This window comes from Leptolyngbya sp. FACHB-1624 (assembly GCF_047649235.1).
GTDB lineage: Bacteria > Cyanobacteriota > Cyanobacteriia > Leptolyngbyales > Leptolyngbyaceae > Leptolyngbya > Leptolyngbya boryana.
On the sequence record NZ_CP180258.1, the window covers coordinates 6,027,550 to 6,050,667 of the forward strand.

Genomic DNA, 23,118 nt, shown 5'->3' on the forward strand with positions numbered 1-23,118 from the left:
TATGCCTGCGATCCAGTATCAGCTTCATCCAAAACCTGATTCTCAAGATCTTTATCAATTTCTTCTCAGGTGTAAACAATCTACTCATCAAGGTGTTGCGAGTATTTCTCTTAACGTTGAAGAAATCGACCTACTTGCCGTTCTCAATAGTTTTGTAAAGCCGGATCAAAAGCATTTCTATTTTGAAAACCACGGTGCAGTTTTAGCATTTGATACTGCATTACAGTTTGAAGCCGAAGGCAGCGATCGCTTTTCTCAAATCAAATCTTTTATCGAAACAACAAGGAGAAAATCTTATCAAATCGGTGCGCTAGATTCTGAATTCTCTGGCATTCATTTTTTCTGTAATTTCTCATTCTTTGATCAGACCAGCGATCGCTTATTTCCCGCTGCCAGTGTTTTCGTTCCGGCTTGGCAAATTTCTCGCAACAAAGGTCGATCGACGATCGTTGCCAACCTAGAAATCTCAGAATCTTTTGATCCAGCAACCGCGACAGACGAGGTTTTAAGCACAATTCAGCGAATTCGCAATGTTAAACTCATCCGACTCGCACTTGATACTCCTAAACCTTTTTTCAACCAACATCCTGTTTCAAACAGCTTTCAAAAATCTGTCACTGCTGCATTAAAGCTCATTCAATCAAAGCAGTTTCAAAAGATTGTCTTAGCTGATGCGTTAGATATCACTGCACCGTTGCCATTTAACTTAGTTTCATCTTTAAGTAATTTACGATCGCGCTATCCAAATTGTTATGTTTTCTCGGCAAGTAATGGCAAAGGGGCAACATTTATCGGTGCAACTCCAGAGCGCCTTGTCAAAATCGAGAACGATCGCTTATTTACAGTTGCTCTCGCTGGCTCAGTTCCCCGTGGTAAGACTCGTGCCGAAGATGCCCGTCTCTCCGCGACTTTACTCAGTCGCCAAAAGGAAAAACATGAACATCAAGTGGTGATTGACTCGATCGCCCAACATCTGAGAAATCTAGGACTCACGCCACAATTTTCACCTCCAAGCCTTTTACAACTCCCAAACATTCAGCATTTACAAACTCCGATTCGTGCCACGATTCCATCCGATTTACATCTCTTAGATGCGGTCGCCGAATTACACCCAACTCCAGCCGTCGCAGGCGCACCGAAGCTGATTGCTTGTGAGCATTTGAAATCGTTTGAGCCATTTGAGCGATCGTGGTATGCGGCTCCGATTGGCTGGATGGATCATCATGGCAATGGCGAATTTGCAGTTGGAATCCGGTCTTGTATTTTGCAAGGAAATCAAGCTCGACTCTTCGCAGGCGCGGGAATTGTGGCAGGATCAGATCCAGAGAAGGAATTCGCTGAAGTTCAACTCAAACTGCAAGCCTTGTTGAATGCCCTAACATGAACACTCCTTTGAGCACAATTCCACCTTTAGAAAACGGCGATCGCTTATCCCGCCCAGAATTTGAGCGTCGATACAGCGCTGATCCCCGAATCAAAAAAGCTGAACTCATCGAAGGAATTGTGTACGTGGCTTCTCCCTTAAGATTTGAACCCCATGCTGAACCTCATAGCGATATGAACGGTTGGCTGTATACATACATTGTTTCTACTCCTGGCGTTCGCCTGGGTGACACTCCTACAGTTCGCCTGGATTTAGATAATGAGCCTCAACCAGACTTAGTTTTATTCATTGATCCATCCTGTGGCGGCAGAATTACGATCGACAAAGAGCGCTATCTATCAGGTGCTCCTGAGCTAGTAGTTGAAATTGCGGCAAGCAGTGCGTCGATCGATACTGGAACGAAGAAGCAAGTTTATCGTCGAAATGGCGTGCAAGAGTACATTGTTTGGCAGTCTTTCGAGAATAAGCTGGACTGGTTTGAATTGATAGATGCTGAGTATCAGCCAATTTTGCCAGATGAACAAGGAATCATGCGATCGCGAGTTTTTCCTGGATTGTGGCTCAAAGCTGATGCGCTTTTAAGCGGAGATAGGCTTGCCGTTGTTCAAACCGTTCAAGCTGGTGTGCAATCTCCAGAACATCAAGCCTTTGTAGAAGCACTGCGATCGAGATGAACTTAGATTTTCGGAATATCAATACCTTGTGGGCATCGGTGCTCGTTGAGACATTAGCTCGATCAGGATTAAAAACAGCAATTATCTGTCCCGGTTCTCGATCGACTCCTCTAACGGTTGCTTTTGCTAGACATCCAGACATTGAAGCCATCCCAATTTTAGATGAGCGATCGGCCTCTTTTTTCGCGTTAGGAATTGCTCGAAGAACTCATCAGCCCGTTGTTTTAGTCTGTACTTCTGGCTCGGCAGGAGCTAATTTTTTTCCTGCTGTAGTCGAAGCAAGAGAAAGCAGAGTTCCCTTACTGATCTTGACCGCAGATCGCCCACCCGAATTGAGAAATTGCAATGCGGGACAAGCGATCGATCAACAAAAACTCTTCGGCTCATTCACAAATTTCTACACTGAGATTGCAATTCCAGAACTATCACTCCTGTCGTATTTACGCCAGACCGTTCTGAATACGATCGAGCAAACTCAATATCCAATTCCAGGAGTGGTGCATCTAAACTTACCTTTTCGAGAACCGCTAGCACCTATCGAACAATCAGGAATGCCTGCTCACTTACCTGCTAATTTCTTCGAGCATATTTCCAACTCAAAGTTCCCCAAACTTGGGGGATTTAGGGGGCTTCCCGATGACCTTACCACCCAAAGAGGCATCATCATTGCAGGAGTTGCTCAGCCTAAAGATCCAAAGCAATATTGCCAAGAGATCGCCAATCTTTCCAAATCGCTTTCAATGCCCGTTTTTGCCGAAGCGCTCTCTCCACTTCGGAACTACGCAAGCTTAAATCCGTACCTGATTTCAACTTACGACACCCTTCTCAGAAACAAAGAACTTGCCAAAACCCTTGCGCCTGAAGTTGTGATCCGAATCGGTGAAATGCCGACCAGTAAAGAAGCTCGACTCTGGCTTGAGCAAATTCAACCCTTGCAATACGTCCTTGATCCGAGCGATCGCAGTCTTGACCCGCTGCATAGCAGAACCATTCACATGCGCTTGTCGATCGAAGATCTCCAATCCGTTCAAACTCTACCCGTCACCGACTTTCTCAAAGATTGGCTTGCAGCAGAATCTAAAATGCGTCAAATCATTGACCAAAGCCTTGCGGAAGAGACGACCTTATTTGAGGGCAAATCTGCTTGGCTTCTGTCTCAAACACTTCCGCCTGATATTCCTCTTTTTATTGCGAGCAGTATGCCTGTGCGCGATGCCGAATTCTTCTGGAAGCCTGGAGATTTAAGGATTCAACCCTTTTTCAACCGAGGCGCGAACGGTATTGATGGCACGCTGTCTACTGCCTTGGGAATTGCTCATCATCAGAGTGCCGTGATGCTCACTGGAGATTTAGCGCTCCTACATGATACGAATGGATTTTTAATTCGATCTCATTTCAAAGGACATTTAACGATCGTGCTAATCAATAACAACGGTGGCGGAATCTTCGGAATGCTTCCCATTGCACCGTTTGATCCGCCCTTTGAAGAATTTTTTGCAACGCCCCAAAACATAGATTTCTCTAAACTCTGTCAAACATACGACGTAAAACATGAAATCATCGAAACTTGGGATCAATTGCGCGATCGCTTAAATCCTCTCCCACCTGATGGTATTCGAGTTCTAGAACTCAGAACCGATCGCCATCACGATGCCAACTGGCGCAAAACCAAACTAAAACACTTTGCGAATTTACTATGACTCTGGACTGGACACCTGTTAAAGACTACGAAGACATCCTCTATCACAAAGCCGACGGCATCGCCAAAATCACCATCAATCGCCCTCACAAACGCAACGCTTTCCGCCCTAAAACGATCGTCGAACTCTACGACGCATTTGCCAATGCCCGCGAAGATTCCCGCATTGGAGTGATCCTCTTCACAGGCGCAGGACCTCACACTGATGGCAAATATGCCTTCTGTTCTGGTGGAGATCAAAGCGTTCGCGGTCATGCAGGCTATGTTGACGAAGCAGGCGTACCGAGATTAAATGTTCTCGACTTACAGCGCTTGATTCGATCGATGCCAAAAGCGATCATTGCTTTGGTTGCGGGATATGCAATCGGCGGTGGTCATGTCTTGCATTTGCTCTGTGATTTGACGATCGCGGCTGATAATGCAGTTTTTGGTCAAACAGGGCCAAAAGTGGGCAGCTTCGATGGTGGATTTGGCGCAAGCTACATGGCTCGAATTGTAGGACAGAAAAAAGCTCGCGAAATCTGGTACCTCTGCCGTCAATACAATGCTCAAGAAGCTCTAGACATGGGACTCGTCAATACTGTTGTCCCCGTTGAACAACTTGAAGCAGAAGGGATTCAGTGGGCACAGGAAATTTTGGAGAAAAGCCCGATCGCGATTCGCTGCCTGAAAGCTGCCTTAAATGCTGACTGTGACGGACAAGCTGGACTTCAAGAACTCGCTGGAAACGCAACGATGCTCTACTACATGACCGAAGAAGGCTCCGAAGGTAAACAAGCTTTTCTAGAAAAACGCAAACCTGACTTTCGCAAATATCCCTGGCTACCTTAAGCAATTCTCACCGTGATTTCAGGCATTGGTACTCAAGGTTTACAGTAGTATCCGTGCCTGCTGTAGAAATGTTGATGTCGTCTCCTCGACCAGAAACTGAAGCTAGCTATCGTTCCCAATTATCCACCGCAGACAGTTTTGAATTCTAACCAATCATCTCTTTGCGAGCGGTGTGTGTTGAGGCTTATGCCGCAGCAGTTTTCAACTGATCAGCAAGCTTAGTAATTTCATCGCGCATCGTAAGTTTTCTAAGCCAATCGATCGGGATACCCGATTCTCCGTAATACGCTCCAGCAACTTGCCCACAAATAGCAGCGGTTGTATCTGCATCATCGCCCAAGTTAGTCGCTGTAAGGATTGCTTGTTCATAAGTTTCTGTTGTCCAGAAACACCAAAGTGCAGCTTCTAAACTCTCGACAACATATCCTGTGCCACGTATATCATTGACTTGTTTACTTTGATACTCCCCACGAGCAATCGATTGAATGGATGGAGATGTAATTGTTTCTCGATCATTCCCAAAAAGAATCTCTGTTTTGCTAGCTCCTGAGAGTGCGCGGAACAGGATGTCTCCAAACAAACGACTTGCCTCAATACACTCTGGTGCACCATGTGTTGTTCGAGAACTCTCACCGGAAAAATGTAGAATGCGATCGCGGTCTGAGAAATAAAACATGGGAATCGGTGCGAGTCGCATCAAACAGCCATTTCCGGCAGACCGTGGACTCGTGGAACCGCTAAATGGATTGCCAGAGGTTTTGTATTGATGCAAGGCTTGACAGACTGTGTTACCAATGTCAAAGCAGTCACCAGTACTGCTCAGATAACCGTTCTCATACCAATTGCAGTAACGATGCATTTGATCGATCGCATCAAATGCACCAACCTCGACGAGACTAGTCGCCAGGCATAACGCCATTGATGTATCGTCAGTCCATTGACCAGGCTTGAGGTTAAATGGGCCTCCGCCGACCATATCTGTTACAGGAGAGAAAGAGCCACGACGCTGAAATTCAACCGTTGTGCCTACAGCATCGCCTGCAGCTAGTCCTAACAGACACCCTCGAAATCGTTCTGATCGATTCATAGAAATTTACTGTGTTTTATAGTCTGCGACTAGACTCATATCTGATGATTCTAACCGAGAGATTTAATTTCATATCCCTACTGTTTACCTCGTGCTGGATCGAGATCGCAGTTTCTAGCCCATGTAGAGATCATGCTCGTTTTTTGAATCAGAGCTTATCTACAATGAGAAGAGAATGAGCTTAGAAGTCTAATGGCAAAAGATCGATTTCATCAAGTTGTAAGAACTGCCCTAGAAAAGGAAGGGTGGAACATTACAGATGATCCTTACGAGATCAATGTGGATGATGTCGATTTTGAAATTGATTTAGCTGCCGAACAACTCCTTGCCGCAGAACGAGAAGGACGAAAGATTGCAGTAGAAGTCAAAAGTTTCATCAGTCCATCCAATGTTGGAGAGTTTCATACTGCTTTGGGGCAGTTTCTGAATTATCGGGACGCACTGACACAAATTGAACCCGATCGACGGCTTTACCTTGCGGTACGCGAGCCAGTTTACACCACTTTCTTTCAGAGAAAATTTATCGTTTCAGCAGTTGAACGGTATCAACTTCGCTTGGTAATTTATGACGTACAACAGGAGGTCTTTACACAATGGCTGTAGAGCAATATCGCCAATACATTCGTCAGTTACTTTCTGAACGTCGATCGCGTGCTTCTCGACCTCGAAATGCTCAGGAGTACGAAGTCCAAACTTTATTTGATACAGAACAGGATCACTATCAACTGCTCTATGTGGGCTGGCGGGGTACACGTCGAGATTTTGGCTGCATTCTACATCTAGATATTAAAGATGGAAAGATTTGGATTCAGCATGATGGAACAGAGGAAGGAATTGCAAATCGACTGGTCGAGCTAGGTGTTCCAAAGCAAGATATCATCCTGGCGTTTCATGAACCTGAAATTCGTCAATATACGGATTTTGGAACAGGTGAGGCTGTGGCTTAAGAGACGATCGCGGTTTCATCAGCTACAGCCACAAAGATGTTGCTTTCCGCACTTCTCAACTTCCAATTCCTAAAAGCCCTTGCGATTTCAATAAATTAATAAAAAAGGTCGATCCTAAGACCGACCTCAACTCGATTAATCCTCAGCAAAGATGTACTTATAAAGTTCACTCGGATCAGGTTCAGGACTCTCTAACCCAAACTTCACCGCATCCTCGACAACAGCTTGTACCTTCTTCTCGATGTCCTTCAATTCCGACTGCGTCACCAAACTCTGCTCAATCAGATAAGCCGAAAGCTTCTTCAACGGATCACGCGCTAACCAAGCTTCTTTCTCTTCTTTCGATCGCAGTTCATCCGGATCAGCCAGCGAGTGTCCTCTAAATCGATATGTCAAACACTCAATCAAAGTCGGCCCTTCTCCAGCCCGTGCCCGTCTCACCGCTTCTTGAGCCACGCCCCGAACCGCTAGCACATCCATGCCATCGACTTCGTAACCCGGCATCCCAAAGACACTCGCCTTTTTGTAAATTTCAGTCTGAGAACTGGCGCGATCGTGTGCCATGCCGATCGCCCACTTATTATTCTCGACCACGAAAATGATCGGCAACTTCCACAACGCTGCCATATTCAGACATTCAAAGAACTGACCATTATTCGTTGTGCCATCGCCGAAAAAGCAAGCCGTAACCTGATCGGCACTCTCATCGCCCATCACTTCGCGACGATATTTCGACTGGAATGCTGCCCCAGTCGCGACGGGAATCCCTTCTCCGATAAATGCAAATCCGCCGAGTAATCGATGCTCTGCTGAAAACAAGTGCATCGAACCGCCCCGACCCTTACTACAGCCCGTCGCCTTGCCAAACAGCTCCGCCATCACCTCGCGAGCCGGAACTCCGCAACTGAGTGCATGAACGTGATCCCGGTACGTACTACAGACATAGTCCTCACTCTGCCGCATCGCTCGGATTACACCCGTCGAAACCGCCTCTTGTCCGTTATATAAGTGAACGAACCCGAACATCTTGCCGCGATAGTACATTTCGGCGCACTTATCTTCAAAGAAGCGACCGAGAACCATATCTTCATATAGCATCAAGCCTTCCTCGCGAGTCACTTGCGCGGGAACGGTCTGGAATGCGGGAAATGCTCTTTCTTGAACCATGAGAATCCATTAACCTCGCTGCAATACTCGACCCGAAAGTAATTGAAAACTGCGCCTAAGATTGCGCGCCATTCTGAATAATCTAATCTAAAATACCTTCCTGATGTATCAAAGATCAAATGCTCAAACCGGAAACGTATCAGACACAGAGGCAGATTTTAACAAATTTCAAGAATTATTTAACTTGAAGTGGTTCCATCTCTCTATAGATGAGATTATTGTTAGGATCACCTTTTAAAGTTACGCACCCGGAAGCTACCGACTTTGCATCTACAGGGTATGATGGCTGTCAACTTGAACGTCATCTTCTCAATCTTTACTCGATACCACTGCTGGGGACGTGAACCGTGCGTATACCGCTCGACTACTACCGAATTTTAGGTCTGCCGATGCAAGCGACGGCAGACCAACTGAAGCAAGCTCATCGCGATCGCACTTTACAACTCCCGCGCCGCGAGTACTCGGAAGCTGCCATTGCCACGCGCCGCAGCCTTTTAGATCAAGCTTATGCGGTGTTGTCTGATCCAGAGCAGCGTAAACAAGTAGACGAAACGCTACTCAGTACTCAGTACGAATCAGACAGCGATGCGATCACGATCGAGATTGACGATCAGCAACTCATTGGTGGATTGCTGATTCTCCAAGAGCTGGGTGAATATGAATTAGTTCTGAAGATCGGTCGTCCTTACCTCAGTAGCGGAACCGCAACGATTAAAGATGGGCGCTTTGGTGATCCCCGGATTGTATTGTCGGATATTGTATTGACGATCGCGCTTGCGTGTCTCGAACTGGGTCGGGAGCAATGGCAACAAGGACAGTATGAAAGTGCCGCCGAAGCGCTGGAAACTGGGCAAGAATTGCTGTTACGAGAAGGCTTATTTGCGGGAGTGCGGGGTGAGATTCAGTCTGATTTGTATAAACTGCGACCCTACCGGATTTTGGAACTCTTAGCGCTGCCGGAAAGTGAGGCGAACGATCGTCAGCACGGGTTGCGCTTATTGAAAGACATGCTGCGAGAACGGGGCGGCATTGATGGAACCGGAAACGATCAGTCTGGGTTAAGCATTGATGACTTTTTGCGGTTTATTCAACAATTGCGCGGTTACTTGAGCGCGGAAGAACAACAAGCCCTGTTTGAAGAAGAATCGCGTCGTCCTTCAGCTGTCGCAACTTATCTAGCCGTATACTCGCTGTTAGCCAGAGGATTTGCTGAGCATCAGCCTGCCTTGATTCGCCGTGCCAAAGGGATGTTATCGCGGCTAGGCAGTCGGCAAGATGTCCATTTAGAGCAATCGGTCTGTGCCTTACTGCTCGGTCAAACTGAAGAAGCGAGCCGAGTCCTTGAACTGTCTCAAGAATATGAGCCGCTCGCCTTTATTCGTGAAAATTCCCAGGGTGCTCCGGATCTATTGCCCGGACTGTGCCTTTATTCTGAACGGTGGCTTCAAGATGAAGTCTTTCCCCATTTCCGCGATCTAGCGAAGCGCGAAGCCTTGCTGAAAGAGTATTTTGCAGATGAGCAAGTGCAGGCTTATCTCGAAGAACTGCCCGCAGACGGTGAAGTTGTGGCGGATTGGTCTTTAGGAGAGCGCGGACTCCATCGCGAATTGATCTCAAGCGTTAGCCGCAATGGTCGATCGCGCAGTCAAACCTTCGTGACTGAAGAGAACTTGGGGGGCTATCGTTCTGCAACGGCAACGCTGACCGCTGAAACCGCTCCGCTGCCTGCGGCGGAAAGGTCTGCAAAACTTGGTTCAAATGGCGCAAGAACAAAGCCGCGATCGGAACGTCCTCGAAATGGTCGTCCTCGTCCGACTCAATCGCGCTATCAAGCACCGGATCACGATGAATCCACTGCACCTCCCAGAGAAAGCCGTCGATCGCGCTGGTTGCTCCTTTTACTGGGAGTGGCGCTGGCGATGGGGTTAGGGTTCCTGATGATTCGCGCACTCAGAGCCATTCTAAGTCCTGGCGCTCCAGCAGTTGATCCGCTGCTCGTACAGCTTGATCAGCCCATTGTGAACTTAAAACCCGCAGAACAGCCCGTTTCACTCACGGGAGAGATGAATGTCGCTCTGGCACAAACCGCGATCGAAACTTGGCTCAATGCAAAAAAAGCGGCAATGGGAAGCAATCATGACCCTAGCAAACTGACGCAAGTTTTAGCCGAGCCGAAGTTGGCAGAATGGCAACGTGCATCTGACGAAGCAAAACGCGAAAACCAGCACATTGAATACGATCATGCGGTGAAAGTAGACACGGTAGAGGTCAGCCCGACCGATCCGACTCAAGCGATCGCTAAAGCAACGGTGACGGAAGTTCGTAAATATTTTTCGCCGGGTCAGCCTGCCGAGACTCAGACCGATCGCGATATGTCAGTCAGCTACACCCTTGTTCGTCAAGACAATCAGTGGAGAATTAAAACCTGGCAGTAATTTTTTGCCAAAAATGTCTCTCTTCTGACTGTACTAATTCCTTTCATGATCCGTTACGATAGCGATGGGAGTAGCGCCCAGTGGCGGAAAGGGCATGATCGGAAGTTTGGTTCACGCTTACACCCCCTTAATCCTTTGGACAGGGGTGGGAGCATTGTTGTTTCGTTTTTTACCAGAATCGTTTCCAAGATTCTTAGGTCGAAGTCTTTACTGGGTCGGTGTTCCTTGGCAGATCTTTGCCCTGGTACGAGAAACAGATTTTTCATCCAATATTGGGATTGTTCCGGCAGTGACGATCGCCACCCTCGGCACAGGGTTAACGATCGCGTGGATTGCTTTGCGAATTTTGATTTGGCTCAAAACTCAAGTCAAACCCGCTTGGCTCGATAAAATTGAACCTTGGTTTCCGCCGCTTGACCGCGCTTCTCAAGGTACATTTGTGATCGCAGCGACGATCGGCAATACTGGGTTTGTTGGGTTAGGACTTATTCCGGCTTTGATTGGCGATGGAGATCTCAGTTGGGCTGTGTTTTTTAGCGTGACGCAAAATCTTGTGGGAACCTTTGGCGTTGGCGTTTTAGTCGCGAGTCACTATGGGCGATCGGAAACTCAAAGTACGCCTTTAACCTTGCTGCGTGACATTTTGACGGTTCCGACGTTATGGGCATTTGCGGCTGCTTATTTTACTCAGTCGATCGCATTTCCCAACTGGGCGGAAACGCTCTGCCAATCGTCGTTATTGTTTGTGATTCCTGCTTCTTTCCTGCTGATGGGGATGCGCTTGATTCAACTGAATGGAATTGATAGTCTGAAAGCAGCGGCTGTCCCGGTTGCCTTGAAAGCAGTCATTTTGCCAAGTTTAGTTGCGATCGCCGTTACCTTATTAGGACTGAATCACGATGCCCGGCTATCGTTAATCATCATGGCAGGCGTTCCCAGTGCCTTTGCCAGCTTGATTTTGGCAGAAGAATACAACTTAGATCACAACCTGGCAGCGAGTAGCATCGCCCTCAGTACGATCGCCATTCTGGTGACAATTCCGATCTGGCTGGTAATCAGTTATTAGAATCATAAAAAACTGTATAAATCCATACTAGATTCTGGATCAATGGTAGAATTTTGCCGACAAGTCGAGATGCACTTTATATGCCGACCCCGATTCTGACCGAATCCGCACCCATCTCACCCAAGCTCACGCTCGGACGCATTTTGGTTGTCGAAGACGAAGATTTAATTCGAGATACGATCGCGCTCACCCTTTCTGATGAAGGCTACGAAGTAACGACTGCTGTAGATGGGCAACAAGCATTAGCGCGATTACAAGCGGCGATGAATGCAGACCGTAGCAGCGAGACGGCTCTGCCTGACTTGATTATTTTGGATTTAATGCTGCCTTATATCAACGGATTAGATATTTGTCGTTGGATGCGACGCGAAGGCAGCAGCGTTCCCATTCTCATCCTCAGTGCCAAAGGCAGCGAGATGGATCGCGTTGTCGGACTCGAAGTCGGCGCGGATGACTATCTGACCAAGCCTTTTGGCATGCGGGAATTAGTCGCGCGCTGCCGTGCGCTCCTGCGTCGTCACCAGCAATTTCAGCCCGCTCAGACTGAGCCGACTCTGCAATATCAGGAAGTCACAATCTATCCGCAGGAATGCCGGGTGACCGTGCGTGGTGAAGTCGTGAACTTCTCTCCCAAAGAATTCAAACTGCTCGAACTGTTTCTGCGTCACCCCAAACGAGTTTGGTCACGAGATCAACTGCTCGAAAAAATCTGGGGACACGATTTTATTGGGGAAAGTAAAACAGTTGATGTTCATATTCGTTGGATTAGAGAAAAGCTAGAAATTGATCCGAGTAATCCGCAGTATTTAATCACAGTCAGAGGCTTTGGGTATCGATTCGGTTAAGCTAGGAGTCATGAGCACAACGCTCATAGTGAACTCTCGCCCCCTGTTTTGCCTGTGTCTGTTTTCTGGTTTCTGGCTGGACTTGCGATCGGAATTCTGCCACTGACGATTTACCGGAGTCATCTTAGTTCTCGCATTGACCAGTTGGCAAAGACGCTGCCGCCGGATGAGGCAAGCGTGGACTTATCGATCATGTCTCGATTGTCCATGCGACTTGCACATGATCAAGCTCAGACGGAACAACTCGAACGCAAACTGGAAGTTTGGAAGCAGATTCTTTACCTGGCTCCCATCGGCTACTTGCAAGTCGATGAAGAGAATCAGTTGATTTGGTGCAATTCTGCGGCTGTGCAACTGTTGGGGATCAATCAGGGCGATGACTATGCTCCACGGCTCTTGTTGGAGTTAGTGCGATCGTATGAACTGGATGCTCTGATCGAAAAAGCGCGGGAAAAAGGTCAACCCCATCAGCGCGAATGGCGATTTTATCCGGCTTCTGCCGATGCTGAAAACCTCTCTCAAGCGCGCTCAACTCCGCTGCGAGGGCTGGCTTTTCCACTTCAAGGTGGAGAAGTGGGTGTTTTCTTAGAAGACCGCCAAGAAGCGGTTACTCTATCGCAACAACGCGATCGCTGGACTTCTGATGTCGCCCATGAGCTTAAAACTCCCCTGACTTCGATTCGACTGGTTGCCGAAACCCTGCAATCTCGCATCGATCCCCCAAATCGTCAGTGGGTGGATCGCCTGCTCAATGAAACCTTGCGCTTAAGTCGTTTAGTTCAAGACTTGCTGGATCTGAGCCAACTGGATCTCAATCCGGCGCAGCGATTGAAGTTAAAGCAAACGGATCTCGTCACACTGATCAATGCTGCTTGGCAAAGCTTAGAACCGATCGCAAGTGAAAAACAAGTACAATTTTATTACAGTGGTCTAGCATCTGTGATCGTTCGCGCAGATGAGGCTCGAATGCACCGCGTTTTTCTCAACTTGCTGGATAACAGCCTCAAGTACAGCCCAAACAAAGGGATCATTCGGATCGAAACCAGTGTAAACGACCAATCAGTTTCCCCTCAGATTCAAGTCGATCTCGTTGATGCTGGCGCAGGATTTCCTGAAGACGCTATCCCTCATATCTTTGAACGCTTTTATCGAGCTGATCCTTCCCGAGTTCGTTCGACTCAAGGGCGAGAAGCAATGCAGCCAACCAGCGGCAGTGGTTTGGGACTTGCGATTGTCCGACAAATCATTGAAGCCCATCAAGGCACTGTGCGTGCACAAAACCATCCTGAAACGGGAGGGGCATGGGTACAAGTCATTCTGCCCTATGAGCGAACTTCATAAATACTTATCGCTAAGTCGCAGCGGATTACGAATTCCGAACGATTCAATTCTTCCGCCATTTTACTGAATACAGGCTGATGTAATATTTGTACATATTAGTTTTGATGCACATAGTTACGGTGATGTTTCGGTATTATTCCTCTTGCCCAATCTTGTCATGACCGAAAGAGTACAAAAAATTCTTTCACAATGGGGAATCGCCTCCCGACGGCAGGCGGAACAGATGATTCTCGAAGGACGAGTTCGGCTGAATGGCGCGATCGCCGAATTGGGACAAAAAGCTGACCCTGACCTAGACCAAGTCGAAGTCGATGGGCAAGTGATTTACCCCCAAGATCGCCCCGAATTTCTCTATTTACTCCTCAATAAACCTGTAGGAGTGGTCACGACCTGCCACGATCCGCAAGACCGCCGTACTGTTCTTGAGCTTCTCCCTGAAGACTTAAGACAGGGGCAAGGTCTTCACCCGATAGGGCGGTTAGATGTAGAATCGACCGGAGCGCTTTTATTGACCAACGATGGCGCATTGACTCATTATCTGACTCATCCGCGCCATCACATTGCGAAAACCTATGATGTCGAAGTGGTGGGACAATTGTCTAGTTCCGCTCTGCGGCAATGGCGAGAAGGCGTAATGTTAGACGATCGAAAGACTTTGCCTGCAACTGTGAACATTCTAAACCGGAATTCCTCTGGTACACTATTGCGAGTTGTCTTACGAGAAGGTCGAAATCGGCAAATTCGGCGCATTGCTGAGCAGTTAGGTTATCCTGTTGTTCGGCTTCACCGAATCGCGATTGGGGATGTTTTACTCCAGCCACCGAGCAAATCTACCTTGCGCCCAGGACAATATCGCTCACTCGAAAAGTTTGAAATTCGCTTGTTGAAGCAGGGAATGACCCTCCCAGAGAGGTTGCCAGCACAGATGAAGGAGCAGCGCAGATGAGACAGCAAACCCTCCAAACGAATCGAGAACAAGCCGAACGGCTCGCTGAATTGGGTGCTCGACTCCGCGATCGCCGTCAAGCACAAGAGATTCCCCTCGAACGGGTGGCAGGCACGACTTGTATTCAGCCCCGATTGTTACGTGCGATCGAACAGGGCAAGATTGACGAGTTGCCTGAGCCTGTTTATATCCATAGTTTTATCCGCCAATATGCCGATGCGATCGGGCTAAATGGTGTGCAATTTGCCAGCGAGTTTCCGACGACTGGTGTGATGGCACTCCCTCAGATCCGTGCGCCTTGGAGAAGTCTGCCCGGAGCACAGTTGCGCCCGGTGCATCTGTATCTGCTCTATCTGCTGCTGATTGTTGGGGCAGTGAATGGCTTATCGTATTTTCTCAATCGATCGGTTCAGTCGGCAGTGGCAACGATTGAGATGCAGAAGCCTCCCACGGTTCCGATGGGACCGATGTTCCCGGCGAAGCAAGAGACAGGGGCTAAGAAAGTTGCTCCATCCTCGAATAAGCCTGTGCGGGTTGGCATGACCTTGACTGCGGAGTCTTGGGTGCGAGTGACCGCAGATGACCAAGTTGCCTACGAAGGAGCGTTGCCGAAGGGGACGCAGCGGACTTGGACAGCAGACAAGCAGGTCGTGGTCACGGCAGGAGATGCAGGGAGCGTGATTGTTTCTTATAACGAGAGCGCGGGGCAGCCTTTAGGCTCACCGGGAGAGGTGGAAGAGAAAGTGTTTCCACCAACTCCGGCTATGGCAAATGCAAATCTGCCGTAGAGGGTAGAAAATTCGAGAGAAATGGGGTGAGTCTCGCCCCATTTTTTTCGTCCCATGGTTTTTGGGAGTGGGGAGTGGGGGGTAGCAGGAGCTTTCGATCCCCTCTAGGCAAGCGTAGCGCCAAGATGTAAACTCAATCCGTTAAACGCCAATTGATTCTCATGTCTTTCCACGCAACTCTAGAGCAGATTATTTCAGTCCTTGAGGCATCTTTTCAGAATTTACCTGATCGGTCATGCACGGCAACTTCCATCACAACAGATAGCCGTGCTGTCAAACCAGGTGAAATCTTTCTGGCATTACGTGGTGAGAAATTCGACGGACATGATTTTGTAGAATCCGCGATCGCGCAAGGGGCAATTGCCGCGATCGTGGATGCTCAATTTGATGCAGGTGATCTTCCTGTCCTGATCGTTCCAGATACCTTGGTTGCGTATCAAGCGATCGGGCATTGGTGGCGGACTCAATTTAAGATTCCAATTATTGCGATTACCGGGTCAGTTGGAAAGACGACGACAAAAGAATTGATTGCAGCAGTTTTATCGAAATACGGCAAAGTTCATAAGACGCAAGCAAATTACAACAATGAGATTGGAGTTCCGAAAACACTTTTGGAATTAAATCAAGCTCATGATTTTGCAGTGATTGAAATGGGAATGAGAGCGCTTGGAGAAATTGCGCTGCTGTCTCAGATTGCAAGTCCTGATATTAGTGTGATTACCAATGTGGGAACAGCGCATATTGGAATTTTGGGATCGCGAGAAGCGATCGCTCAAGCCAAATGTGAGTTACTGGCTGAGATGCCGAAAGATTCAGTGGCAATTTTGAACTATGAAAATCCGCTTTTACTAGAAACAGCAAAAACAGTTTGGCAAGGCAAGTCCATCACTTACGGGCTGAGCGGTGGTGATGTGCAGGGACACTTGATCAATCCTGAAACTCTGAAAGTAGAGGATCTAGCGTTTCCTCTACCTTTGCTAGGAGAACACAATGCACTGAATTTTTTAGCAGCTTTGGCAGTGGTGAAAGCTTTGAATCTGGATGCATCGAAGCTGACCGAGGGAATTGAAGTTGATTTACCGAGCGGTCGAGCAAAACGCTATGAACTCTCAAACGATGTCGTCATTTTAGATGAGAGCTACAACGCTGGATTGGAGTCAATGCTAGCGTCTTTGAAATTGCTAGCACAGACCGAAGGAGAACGGAGAATTGCTGTGCTTGGAACCATGAAAGAACTGGGCGACTGGTCAATTCAATATCATCGGCAAGTTGGAGAACAAGTCAAGAATTTGAAACTCGATCGACTGTTGATTTTGGCTGATCCCGGGGAAGCTGAGGCAATGGCAACGGCAGCGGCTCCTGTTCTAGCCGAAAAGTTTGAAAATCACGAGGCAGTTGTTGCTCGACTGAATCAATTGATGCAATCAGGCGATCGCTTATTGTTTAAGGCTTCTAGAGCGGTAGGTCTCGATCGCGTCGTCGCTCAACTCCTCCCATAGGATCGACCTTCTCCTCCTTTGAGAAGACCCCCCCTCTCACCTGAGAAAGATGCTTAGAACCCGTACACTCAGCGATTCTAGCGTCAAAGGTAGTGTTTCAAAATTGCAGCCTCACTGACACAGATGTTGTGTTAGGCGAAGTCTGATGAGGGAATTTCTATGAGTCAAGTAACAAATTTAACATTGGAACTCGGTCAGAGTTTTCTGGCGCAGGTTCCGATCGACGGACGGGTGTCAACACCAGAGCAAGCTGCATTGGTGTTTTCAGGTCCTCGATTCTTTGTCGCTCTAATTTCAGGCATTGTATTAGCGTTTGCATTTCAATTACTGTTTACAAATCTTTCTGTCGCGGCTGGGATTTCGTATCTCGGACGATCTTCAGATGATGATGATCATCATGCTTCTGGCAATGGTGGCGGAACGATTCGCAAAATCGGATTCGCAGTGGGCATGTGGACGCTGATTACAGTGTCCATTTCATTGTTCATTGCTTGCTTATTAGCTGTGAAATTGAGCTTGTTGACCACTGCTAGTCTGGGTGCGATCATTGGTGTTGTCATCTGGGCTGCCTACTTTACCCTATTGGTTTGGGTCAGTTCGACGACAGTTGGATCATTGATCGGTTCTGTCGTTAATACGGCAACTTCAGGCTTCCAAGCGATCGTTGGAACTGCAACCGCAGCACTGGGAGCAAGAGCGGTGAATCAGCAGGTTGTTTCGACCGCTGAAGCCGCTGCCGCCGCCGTGCGACGAGAATTGGGATCTGGGCTTGATCCAGCAAGTGTGCGCGATTCATTAGAAGACTATCTAGAGCGGATTCGTCCGCAACAGTTGGATTTTCGCAATATTCGAGGCGAGTTGGAAAAGCTGGTGCATGACCCTGAACTCCAGAATATTGTGGGTACAGGATCGCCTGCTGATGTGATCGATCGATTGCGCAGTGTCGATCGCAATACGTTTGTGAATTTGATCAGCAACCGGACAGATCTCTCGAAGAGAGACGCGGCTCGATTGGTTGATCAATTAGATTCAGTTTGGAAAGACACGATCGGACGCTATCAACCTCGCCAAGACCCAACTCAAGAACTCGTTGAGTATCTGAAAACTGTTCAATCGGGGCAAGTCGATACGAATGAACTCAGTCGCCGCTTGGATCAACTGACTGAAGAAGTGCGCCGTCAAGGTCAAATCTTGCAGAACACTCAGCAAGATCAAGTTTCGGGAATGCGCGATACTTTATCTTCGCTAGCACAATCGAATAAAGCAGAGCAACCGAGCTTAGTTGATCGTGCGATGCAGTTCGGGTTCTCAACGTTGATGGGAACGGTCATGGGACGGACGGATCTCTCTGATCTCGATGTTGAAAAGATCATGGGACAGCTTCAAAGTGCAAGAGACAAGATTACTCAAGGCGCACAGAATGTCGCTGAGAAAGCAACTTCTGGCTTCAGTCCGATTAAAGCTGACGTTGAGAACTATCTGTTAAATAGCTATGCTTGGCACTTTAATCGTGAGACTTTAGAGACTGAATTTCGTGAAGTTCTCTATGATCCAGAAGCTGATCCGGCTGTGGTGAGACGCGAATTAGAACGCCTCAATCGTGGTGATTTTGTCAACCTGCTAACGCAACGCGGCGACTTACCTGTGGCACGAGTTGCGGAAATTGCCGATCAGCTTGAAGTCATTCGCTCAACTGTGCTGAGTACAGTTCAGCAGGCAGAAGAACAGTCCGAATCGACGGATCTCAGAAGTCGGGTTGAGCACTATCTGCGCAATACCAACAAAGATGAGTTGAATCCTGATGCGATCGAGCGTGAAGTTGCGCTTCTGCTCGATGATCCGGAAGCGGGTTATGACGCGCTGAGAACTCGGTTGAGCCATTTCGATCGCGATACTTTGGTGCAATTGCTCAGTCAACGGCAAGATTTGACTCCTGAAGAAGCGGATAACATTGTGGGTCGATTTGAATCGACACGCGATCGCGTGCTGAATTCTGCTCAAGACGTTCAGAACAGAGTGCGTTCTGAAGCAGAAGCCCTACGATTGAGAGTGGAATCTTACCTGCGCAATACAGATAAGAACGAATTGAATCCTGAAGGCATCAAGCGCGATTTCCGATTGTTGCTCGATGATCCACAGGCTGGAGCTTCGGCACTGCGAGGACGGTTAAGCCAATTCGATCGCGATACCTTGGTGCAACTGCTCGGTCAGCGTCAAGACTTGACTCCTGAAGAAGCCGATCGCATCGTTCGCCAGCTTGAAGACGTTCGCCATAACATTCTTCATGCGCCTCAAATTGCCGTTAGTAAAGCGAAAGATCAAGTTGATAGTGTCACGACGACGATTGAAACTTATCTTCGTAATACGAATCTCTCTGAGCTTGATCCAGAAGGGATTAAGCGCGATTTGACGATATTACTCAATGATCCGAAAACAGGTGCATATCGCTTAGGTCGGCGATTATCGCAAGTGGATCGAGACACGATCGTCAAACTGCTTGCTCAGCGCCCTGATTTAACAGAAGAACAAGCAAACCGCATGGTCGATCAAGTTCAAACTTCGATTCGTAGCATCGTGCGTGCTCCTCGTCGCTTGGCTTCTCGAACTCAGCATCGCGTGCAAGACTTCCAATCGACCTTTGAGAACTATCTGCGGAACACGGACAAAGAAGAACTCAATCCTGATGGAATTAAGCGCGATTTAACGATTTTGCTGAGAGATCCGAGAACTGGATTCGATCTGCTCGGAGATCGCTTATCTCACATCGATCGTGCAACGATGATTGCGTTGCTCGCGCAGCGTCAGGACATGACCGAGGAAGAAGCCAGCCGCGTGGTCGATCAAGTCCTCTCGGTTCGCGATCAATTCACCGCTCAAATTCAAGCGATTCAAACGCGGATTCAGAGCGTGATTGATGGCATTCTCAATCGCATTCGGGATTACCTGAATTCGATGGATCGCCCCGAATTGAACTATGACGGCATCAGCGATGATCTCCGCACCTTGTTCCACGATCCGAAGGCAGGTTTTGAGGCATTGCGCGATCGCTTAGGCAGCTTTAATCGCGATACGCTCGTCGCCTTGCTGTCTTCCCGCGATGACATTTCAGAAGCCGAGGCGAATCGGATTATCGATCGCGTTGAAAATACTCGGAATACGGTTTTACGCCGAGCTGAGCGGTTCCAGACCGAAGCTCAAATGCGGTTAGAAGAAGTGAAACGCCAAGCGCAAAAACAGGCTGAAGAAACTCGCAAAGCCGCAGAAACAGCGGCTTGGTGGTTGTTCGGCACAGCTCTTGTTTCAGCAGGTGCATCAGCCTTAGCAGGTGCGATCGCCGTTGGCATCTAAGTATTGAGATGAACTCTCTCTAATTAGCTCCTATCCCCAAATTGCCATCGCGCAGTTTGGGGATAGCTATAGATTCAGAGTTGAAATGGGTTCTCCAGTCCTAAATCAGATCGCTACATATCTTGACCCTACATTTCTCTGTAACCCTGCCATCAGTGCTAGGCTTAGTCATGCTTTCTTTTGATTAACCCTCAGTCACCGTGTTCAAACAGATTTTCTTGCGATTTCTGATTCTGTGCTTCGGAGGATGGATTCTTCTGGATGTCATAGCGCGCTTCGGAGCAGAACTTCTCTGGTTTCAGGAAGTCAGCTATCTCCCAGTCTTTCTGCTCCGACTTACGACTCAAGGATTACTGTGGCTTGGGGTGACAGCTATTACGATCGCATATTTTCGCTGGAATCTGAAACGAGCTAATCAACTCAAACATCCATCTCCTCAAACGGATACCCTGGAACTTCGCAAACCTCCGCTCTCGATTCTGCCCCTGCGCTTAAGAACACTGTTGCCGCTTACATTCGGACTCAGTTCGCTGCTTGCGTTAATGCTCATTCACTACGGGCAAATCGCAGTGCAGTACTGGCAGATTGGAGAGGTCAACCTGCCAATGCCCATTTCGATGTTTAATCTCTTCGCAATTTGGCAAGTTGGACAGCAGATTAGTACACAGGTAGGGTATACATCTGGAGCAATTTTGGCAGCGATCGCTGTACTCGTCTATCCGCAGTTTACGTTGAGTGTGATCGCAGTTGTTTTTGCGGCTCTGCTCGGATTTATTGCTGCACAACACTGGGCAACGGTCTTACAGTATCTTCAACCCACGGCATTTAATGCAACTGAACCGCTATTCAATCGCGACATCGGATTTTATATTTTCACACTGCCCTTTATCGAGCTTTTAGTTCTTTGGTGGATTGGACTTACACTCTATGGATTTATTGCTGTTGCTTTAACTTATCTCACATCTGGACATAGTTTAAGTGAAGGTAGATTTCTTGGATTTTCGCCTCCACAGCAACGTCATCTGTTCGGTGTGAGTGCTGGAGTGATTGGAACAATCACAATTGGCTATTGGCTCAGTTGCTATGAATTGCTATATTCCAGAAGAGGCGCATCTTTCGGAGCTAGCTATACCGATGTCGTCGCCCAACTCCCGGCTTATATTGCCCTAGGAACAACTGCGAGTGTAATTGCACTTTACCTTTTGGGACGCTGTATCTTTTGGCAGCCCCAATCCAAACGGCGGCGTTGGGTTGGAATTGGCTTAGTGGTGTATGGAGTATTAGCGATCGCGGGAATTTTCATTCCTGAACTTGTGCAATCGGTGGCAGTTCAGCCGAATGAACTGGTTCGAGAGCGTCCCTATATCGAGCGAACGATCGCGCTAACTCGGCAAGCGTTTGGCTTGAATGATATTGATATTCAAACGTTTAACCCACAGGGACAGTTGAGTGAAGCGGATCTGCGGAACAATCCTCTCACGATTCGCAATATTCGCCTTTGGGATCAACGTCCACTTTTGGACACAAACCGTCAGCTTCAGCAGATTCGACTGTACTACCGATTTCCAGATGCAGACATCGATCGTTATACTCTACGGACAGAACCCACTGCGCCGCGAGAACAGCGGCAAGTCCTGATTGCTGCGAGAGAATTAGATTACAACGCGGTGCCGCAAGAAGCTCAAACTTGGGTAAATCGCCATTTAATCTATACTCATGGCTATGGCTTTACGGTCAGTCCAGTAAATACCGTAGCTGCTGGAGGACTTCCCGAATACTTTGTTAGAGATATTGGCAATGAGGGAGAAGGGGCGCTAGTCACGTCAAGTCCATCGATTCGAGAAAGTATTCCGATCGAACGACCTCGTATCTACTATGGCGAAATTACAGATCCTTATGTCATGACGGGAACTCGCCAACGAGAGCTAGATTTTCCGAGCGGAAGTGACAATACCTATAATTCCTATGATGGACGCGGCGGAATTGCATTAAATTCGCTCTGGCAACGGGCATTGTTTGCCGTATATCTCAAAGATTGGCGAGTCCTTGTCACGCGAGAATTTACTCCACAGACCAAACTCCTGTTTCGCCGAAATATCAATCAGCGAATTCGAGAGATCGCACCTTTTTTGATGTACGATCGCGATCCTTACTTAGTTGCTGCTGATAGTAGCACTGCTCCGGCTCAGAACAATCTTTACTGGATTGTTGATGCTTACACTACGAGCAATCACTATCCTTATTCCGACCTAGTAGAAGGAATCAATTACATTCGGAATTCTGTGAAGGTTGTGATTGATGCTTATCACGGATTTGTTACCTTCTATGTCGCCGATCCCACTGATCCGATGATTCAAACTTGGTCTAGGATTTTTCCCAGTTTATTTAAGCCATTGAGCGCGATGCCAGCAGCACTCCGGCAACATATTCGCTATCCTGTTGACTTCTTCAATTTGCAATCCGATCGCTTGATGACCTATCACATGACTGATCCGCAAGTGTTCTACAATCGCGAGGATCAATGGCAAATTCCAAATGAAATTTACGGCAACGAAGCGCGACCTGTTGAACCGTACTATTTGATTACGAGTTTACCAAATGTTCCATTTGAAGAGTTCATTTTACTGCTTCCCTATACCCCTCGACAGCGAACGAATTTAGTCGCTTGGCTAGCAGCCCGTACTGATGGTGAAAATTACGGTCGATTGTTACTCTATACCTTTCCTAAAGAGCGTTTAATTTTTGGGACTGAACAGATTGAAGCCCGAATTAATCAAGATCCAGTCATCTCTCAGCAAATCTCCTTGTGGAACCGCCAAGGCTCAAAAGCAATTCAAGGGAACTTACTGGTTATTCCGATCGAACAATCGCTGCTGTATGTTGAACCACTTTATCTAGAAGCTGATCAAAACAGTTTACCGACCTTAGTTCGAGTAATTGTTGCTTATGAAAATCGCATTGTGATGGCTGAATCCTTAGAGCAAGCTCTACAGGCTATTTTCCGCGCCGAACCCACGCCTGAACCGATTGTTCGTCCCGTTGAATCACCTGTGCGCTAGCA

Annotated in this window: 17 protein-coding genes; 15 read left to right on the plus strand and 2 right to left on the minus strand. The window is 47.8% G+C overall.

What is annotated here, in order from left to right; all coding sequences use genetic code 11:
• Position 1: 1 nt before the first annotated feature.
• The 4 genes from ACMUEV_RS28685 to menB are packed head-to-tail and all read left to right on the plus strand — an operon-like array spanning position 2 to position 4,588.
• Positions 2 to 1,384 (plus strand): isochorismate synthase MenF, encoded by a 1,383-nt coding sequence (locus ACMUEV_RS28685; protein ID WP_190650978.1) that lies wholly within the window; start codon positions 2 to 4, stop codon positions 1,382 to 1,384.
• Positions 1,381 to 2,058 carry a Uma2 family endonuclease gene (locus tag ACMUEV_RS28690; RefSeq protein WP_190650975.1) on the plus strand — a complete coding sequence of 226 codons (678 nt, stop codon included), beginning with the start codon at positions 1,381 to 1,383 and terminating at the stop codon, positions 2,056 to 2,058. The genes ACMUEV_RS28685 and ACMUEV_RS28690 overlap by 4 nt, the downstream gene beginning before the upstream one ends.
• The gene (gene menD, locus ACMUEV_RS28695) at positions 2,055 to 3,758 is read left to right on the plus strand and encodes a 2-succinyl-5-enolpyruvyl-6-hydroxy-3-cyclohexene-1-carboxylic-acid synthase (RefSeq protein ID WP_190650973.1); all 1,704 of its coding nucleotides are present in this window, start codon (positions 2,055 to 2,057) and stop codon (positions 3,756 to 3,758) included. Before ACMUEV_RS28690 ends, menD begins: the two co-directional genes overlap by 4 nt.
• Positions 3,755 to 4,588, plus strand: a complete 834-nt coding sequence (menB, locus tag ACMUEV_RS28700) for a 1,4-dihydroxy-2-naphthoyl-CoA synthase (RefSeq protein WP_017285750.1) — start codon at positions 3,755 to 3,757, stop codon at positions 4,586 to 4,588. The genes menD and menB overlap by 4 nt, the downstream gene beginning before the upstream one ends.
• A gap of 184 nt (positions 4,589 to 4,772) precedes the next feature.
• On the opposite strand, the gene ACMUEV_RS28705 is transcribed toward menB, so the two are convergent.
• A complete protein-coding gene (locus tag ACMUEV_RS28705) occupies positions 4,773 to 5,675 on the minus strand; it encodes an ADP-ribosylglycohydrolase family protein (protein ID WP_190650970.1) in 903 nt (300 codons plus the stop codon).
• A 192-nt stretch (positions 5,676 to 5,867) separates the two neighbouring features.
• Here ACMUEV_RS28705 and ACMUEV_RS28710 point away from each other — a divergent pair, with 192 nt between their 5' ends.
• A complete protein-coding gene (locus tag ACMUEV_RS28710; RefSeq protein WP_017285748.1) occupies positions 5,868 to 6,278 on the plus strand; it encodes a XisH family protein in 411 nt (136 codons plus the stop codon).
• Complete coding sequence (locus ACMUEV_RS28715; protein ID WP_017285747.1) at positions 6,269 to 6,622, plus strand: XisI protein; 354 nt, start codon at positions 6,269 to 6,271, stop codon at positions 6,620 to 6,622. Before ACMUEV_RS28710 ends, ACMUEV_RS28715 begins: the two co-directional genes overlap by 10 nt.
• Positions 6,623 to 6,757: 135 nt before the next feature.
• Here ACMUEV_RS28715 and pdhA read toward each other — a convergent pair whose 3' ends face one another.
• Positions 6,758 to 7,789: a pyruvate dehydrogenase (acetyl-transferring) E1 component subunit alpha gene (gene pdhA / locus ACMUEV_RS28720; RefSeq protein WP_017285746.1), complete on the minus strand. Its 1,032-nt coding sequence runs from the start codon at positions 7,787 to 7,789 to the stop codon at positions 6,758 to 6,760.
• 347 nt (positions 7,790 to 8,136) lie between these two features.
• Between pdhA and ACMUEV_RS28725 the strand changes: the two genes are divergently transcribed.
• From ACMUEV_RS28725 to ACMUEV_RS28765, 9 genes are all read left to right on the plus strand, one after another.
• Positions 8,137 to 10,224, plus strand: a complete 2,088-nt coding sequence (locus ACMUEV_RS28725) for an IMS domain-containing protein (protein ID WP_190650967.1) — start codon at positions 8,137 to 8,139, stop codon at positions 10,222 to 10,224.
• Between the two features lie 64 nt (positions 10,225 to 10,288).
• The gene (locus ACMUEV_RS28730) at positions 10,289 to 11,290 is read left to right on the plus strand and encodes an AEC family transporter (RefSeq protein WP_199329461.1); all 1,002 of its coding nucleotides are present in this window, start codon (positions 10,289 to 10,291) and stop codon (positions 11,288 to 11,290) included.
• 80 nt (positions 11,291 to 11,370) lie between these two features.
• Positions 11,371 to 12,135, plus strand: a complete 765-nt coding sequence (locus tag ACMUEV_RS28735; RefSeq protein ID WP_017285743.1) for a response regulator transcription factor — start codon at positions 11,371 to 11,373, stop codon at positions 12,133 to 12,135.
• Positions 12,136 to 12,189: 54 nt separating this feature from the next.
• Positions 12,190 to 13,476, plus strand: a complete 1,287-nt coding sequence (locus ACMUEV_RS28740) for a PAS domain-containing sensor histidine kinase (protein ID WP_190650965.1) — start codon at positions 12,190 to 12,192, stop codon at positions 13,474 to 13,476.
• Positions 13,477 to 13,633: 157 nt separating this feature from the next.
• Positions 13,634 to 14,422: a pseudouridine synthase gene (locus ACMUEV_RS28745; protein WP_026148340.1), complete on the plus strand. Its 789-nt coding sequence runs from the start codon at positions 13,634 to 13,636 to the stop codon at positions 14,420 to 14,422.
• The gene (locus ACMUEV_RS28750) at positions 14,419 to 15,210 is read left to right on the plus strand and encodes a helix-turn-helix domain-containing protein (RefSeq protein WP_190650962.1); all 792 of its coding nucleotides are present in this window, start codon (positions 14,419 to 14,421) and stop codon (positions 15,208 to 15,210) included. The genes ACMUEV_RS28745 and ACMUEV_RS28750 overlap by 4 nt, the downstream gene beginning before the upstream one ends.
• 161 nt (positions 15,211 to 15,371) lie before the next feature.
• Positions 15,372 to 16,709: a UDP-N-acetylmuramoyl-tripeptide--D-alanyl-D-alanine ligase gene (locus ACMUEV_RS28755; RefSeq protein WP_190650959.1), complete on the plus strand. Its 1,338-nt coding sequence runs from the start codon at positions 15,372 to 15,374 to the stop codon at positions 16,707 to 16,709.
• Between the two features lie 159 nt (positions 16,710 to 16,868).
• Entirely contained in the window at positions 16,869 to 20,057 is a 3,189-nt protein-coding gene (locus ACMUEV_RS28760; protein WP_190650957.1) for an MFS transporter, read from the plus strand.
• Between the two features lie 200 nt (positions 20,058 to 20,257).
• Positions 20,258 to 23,116 carry a UPF0182 family protein gene (locus tag ACMUEV_RS28765; RefSeq protein ID WP_190650953.1) on the plus strand — a complete coding sequence of 953 codons (2,859 nt, stop codon included), beginning with the start codon at positions 20,258 to 20,260 and terminating at the stop codon, positions 23,114 to 23,116.
• Positions 23,117 to 23,118: the final 2 nt, after the last annotated feature.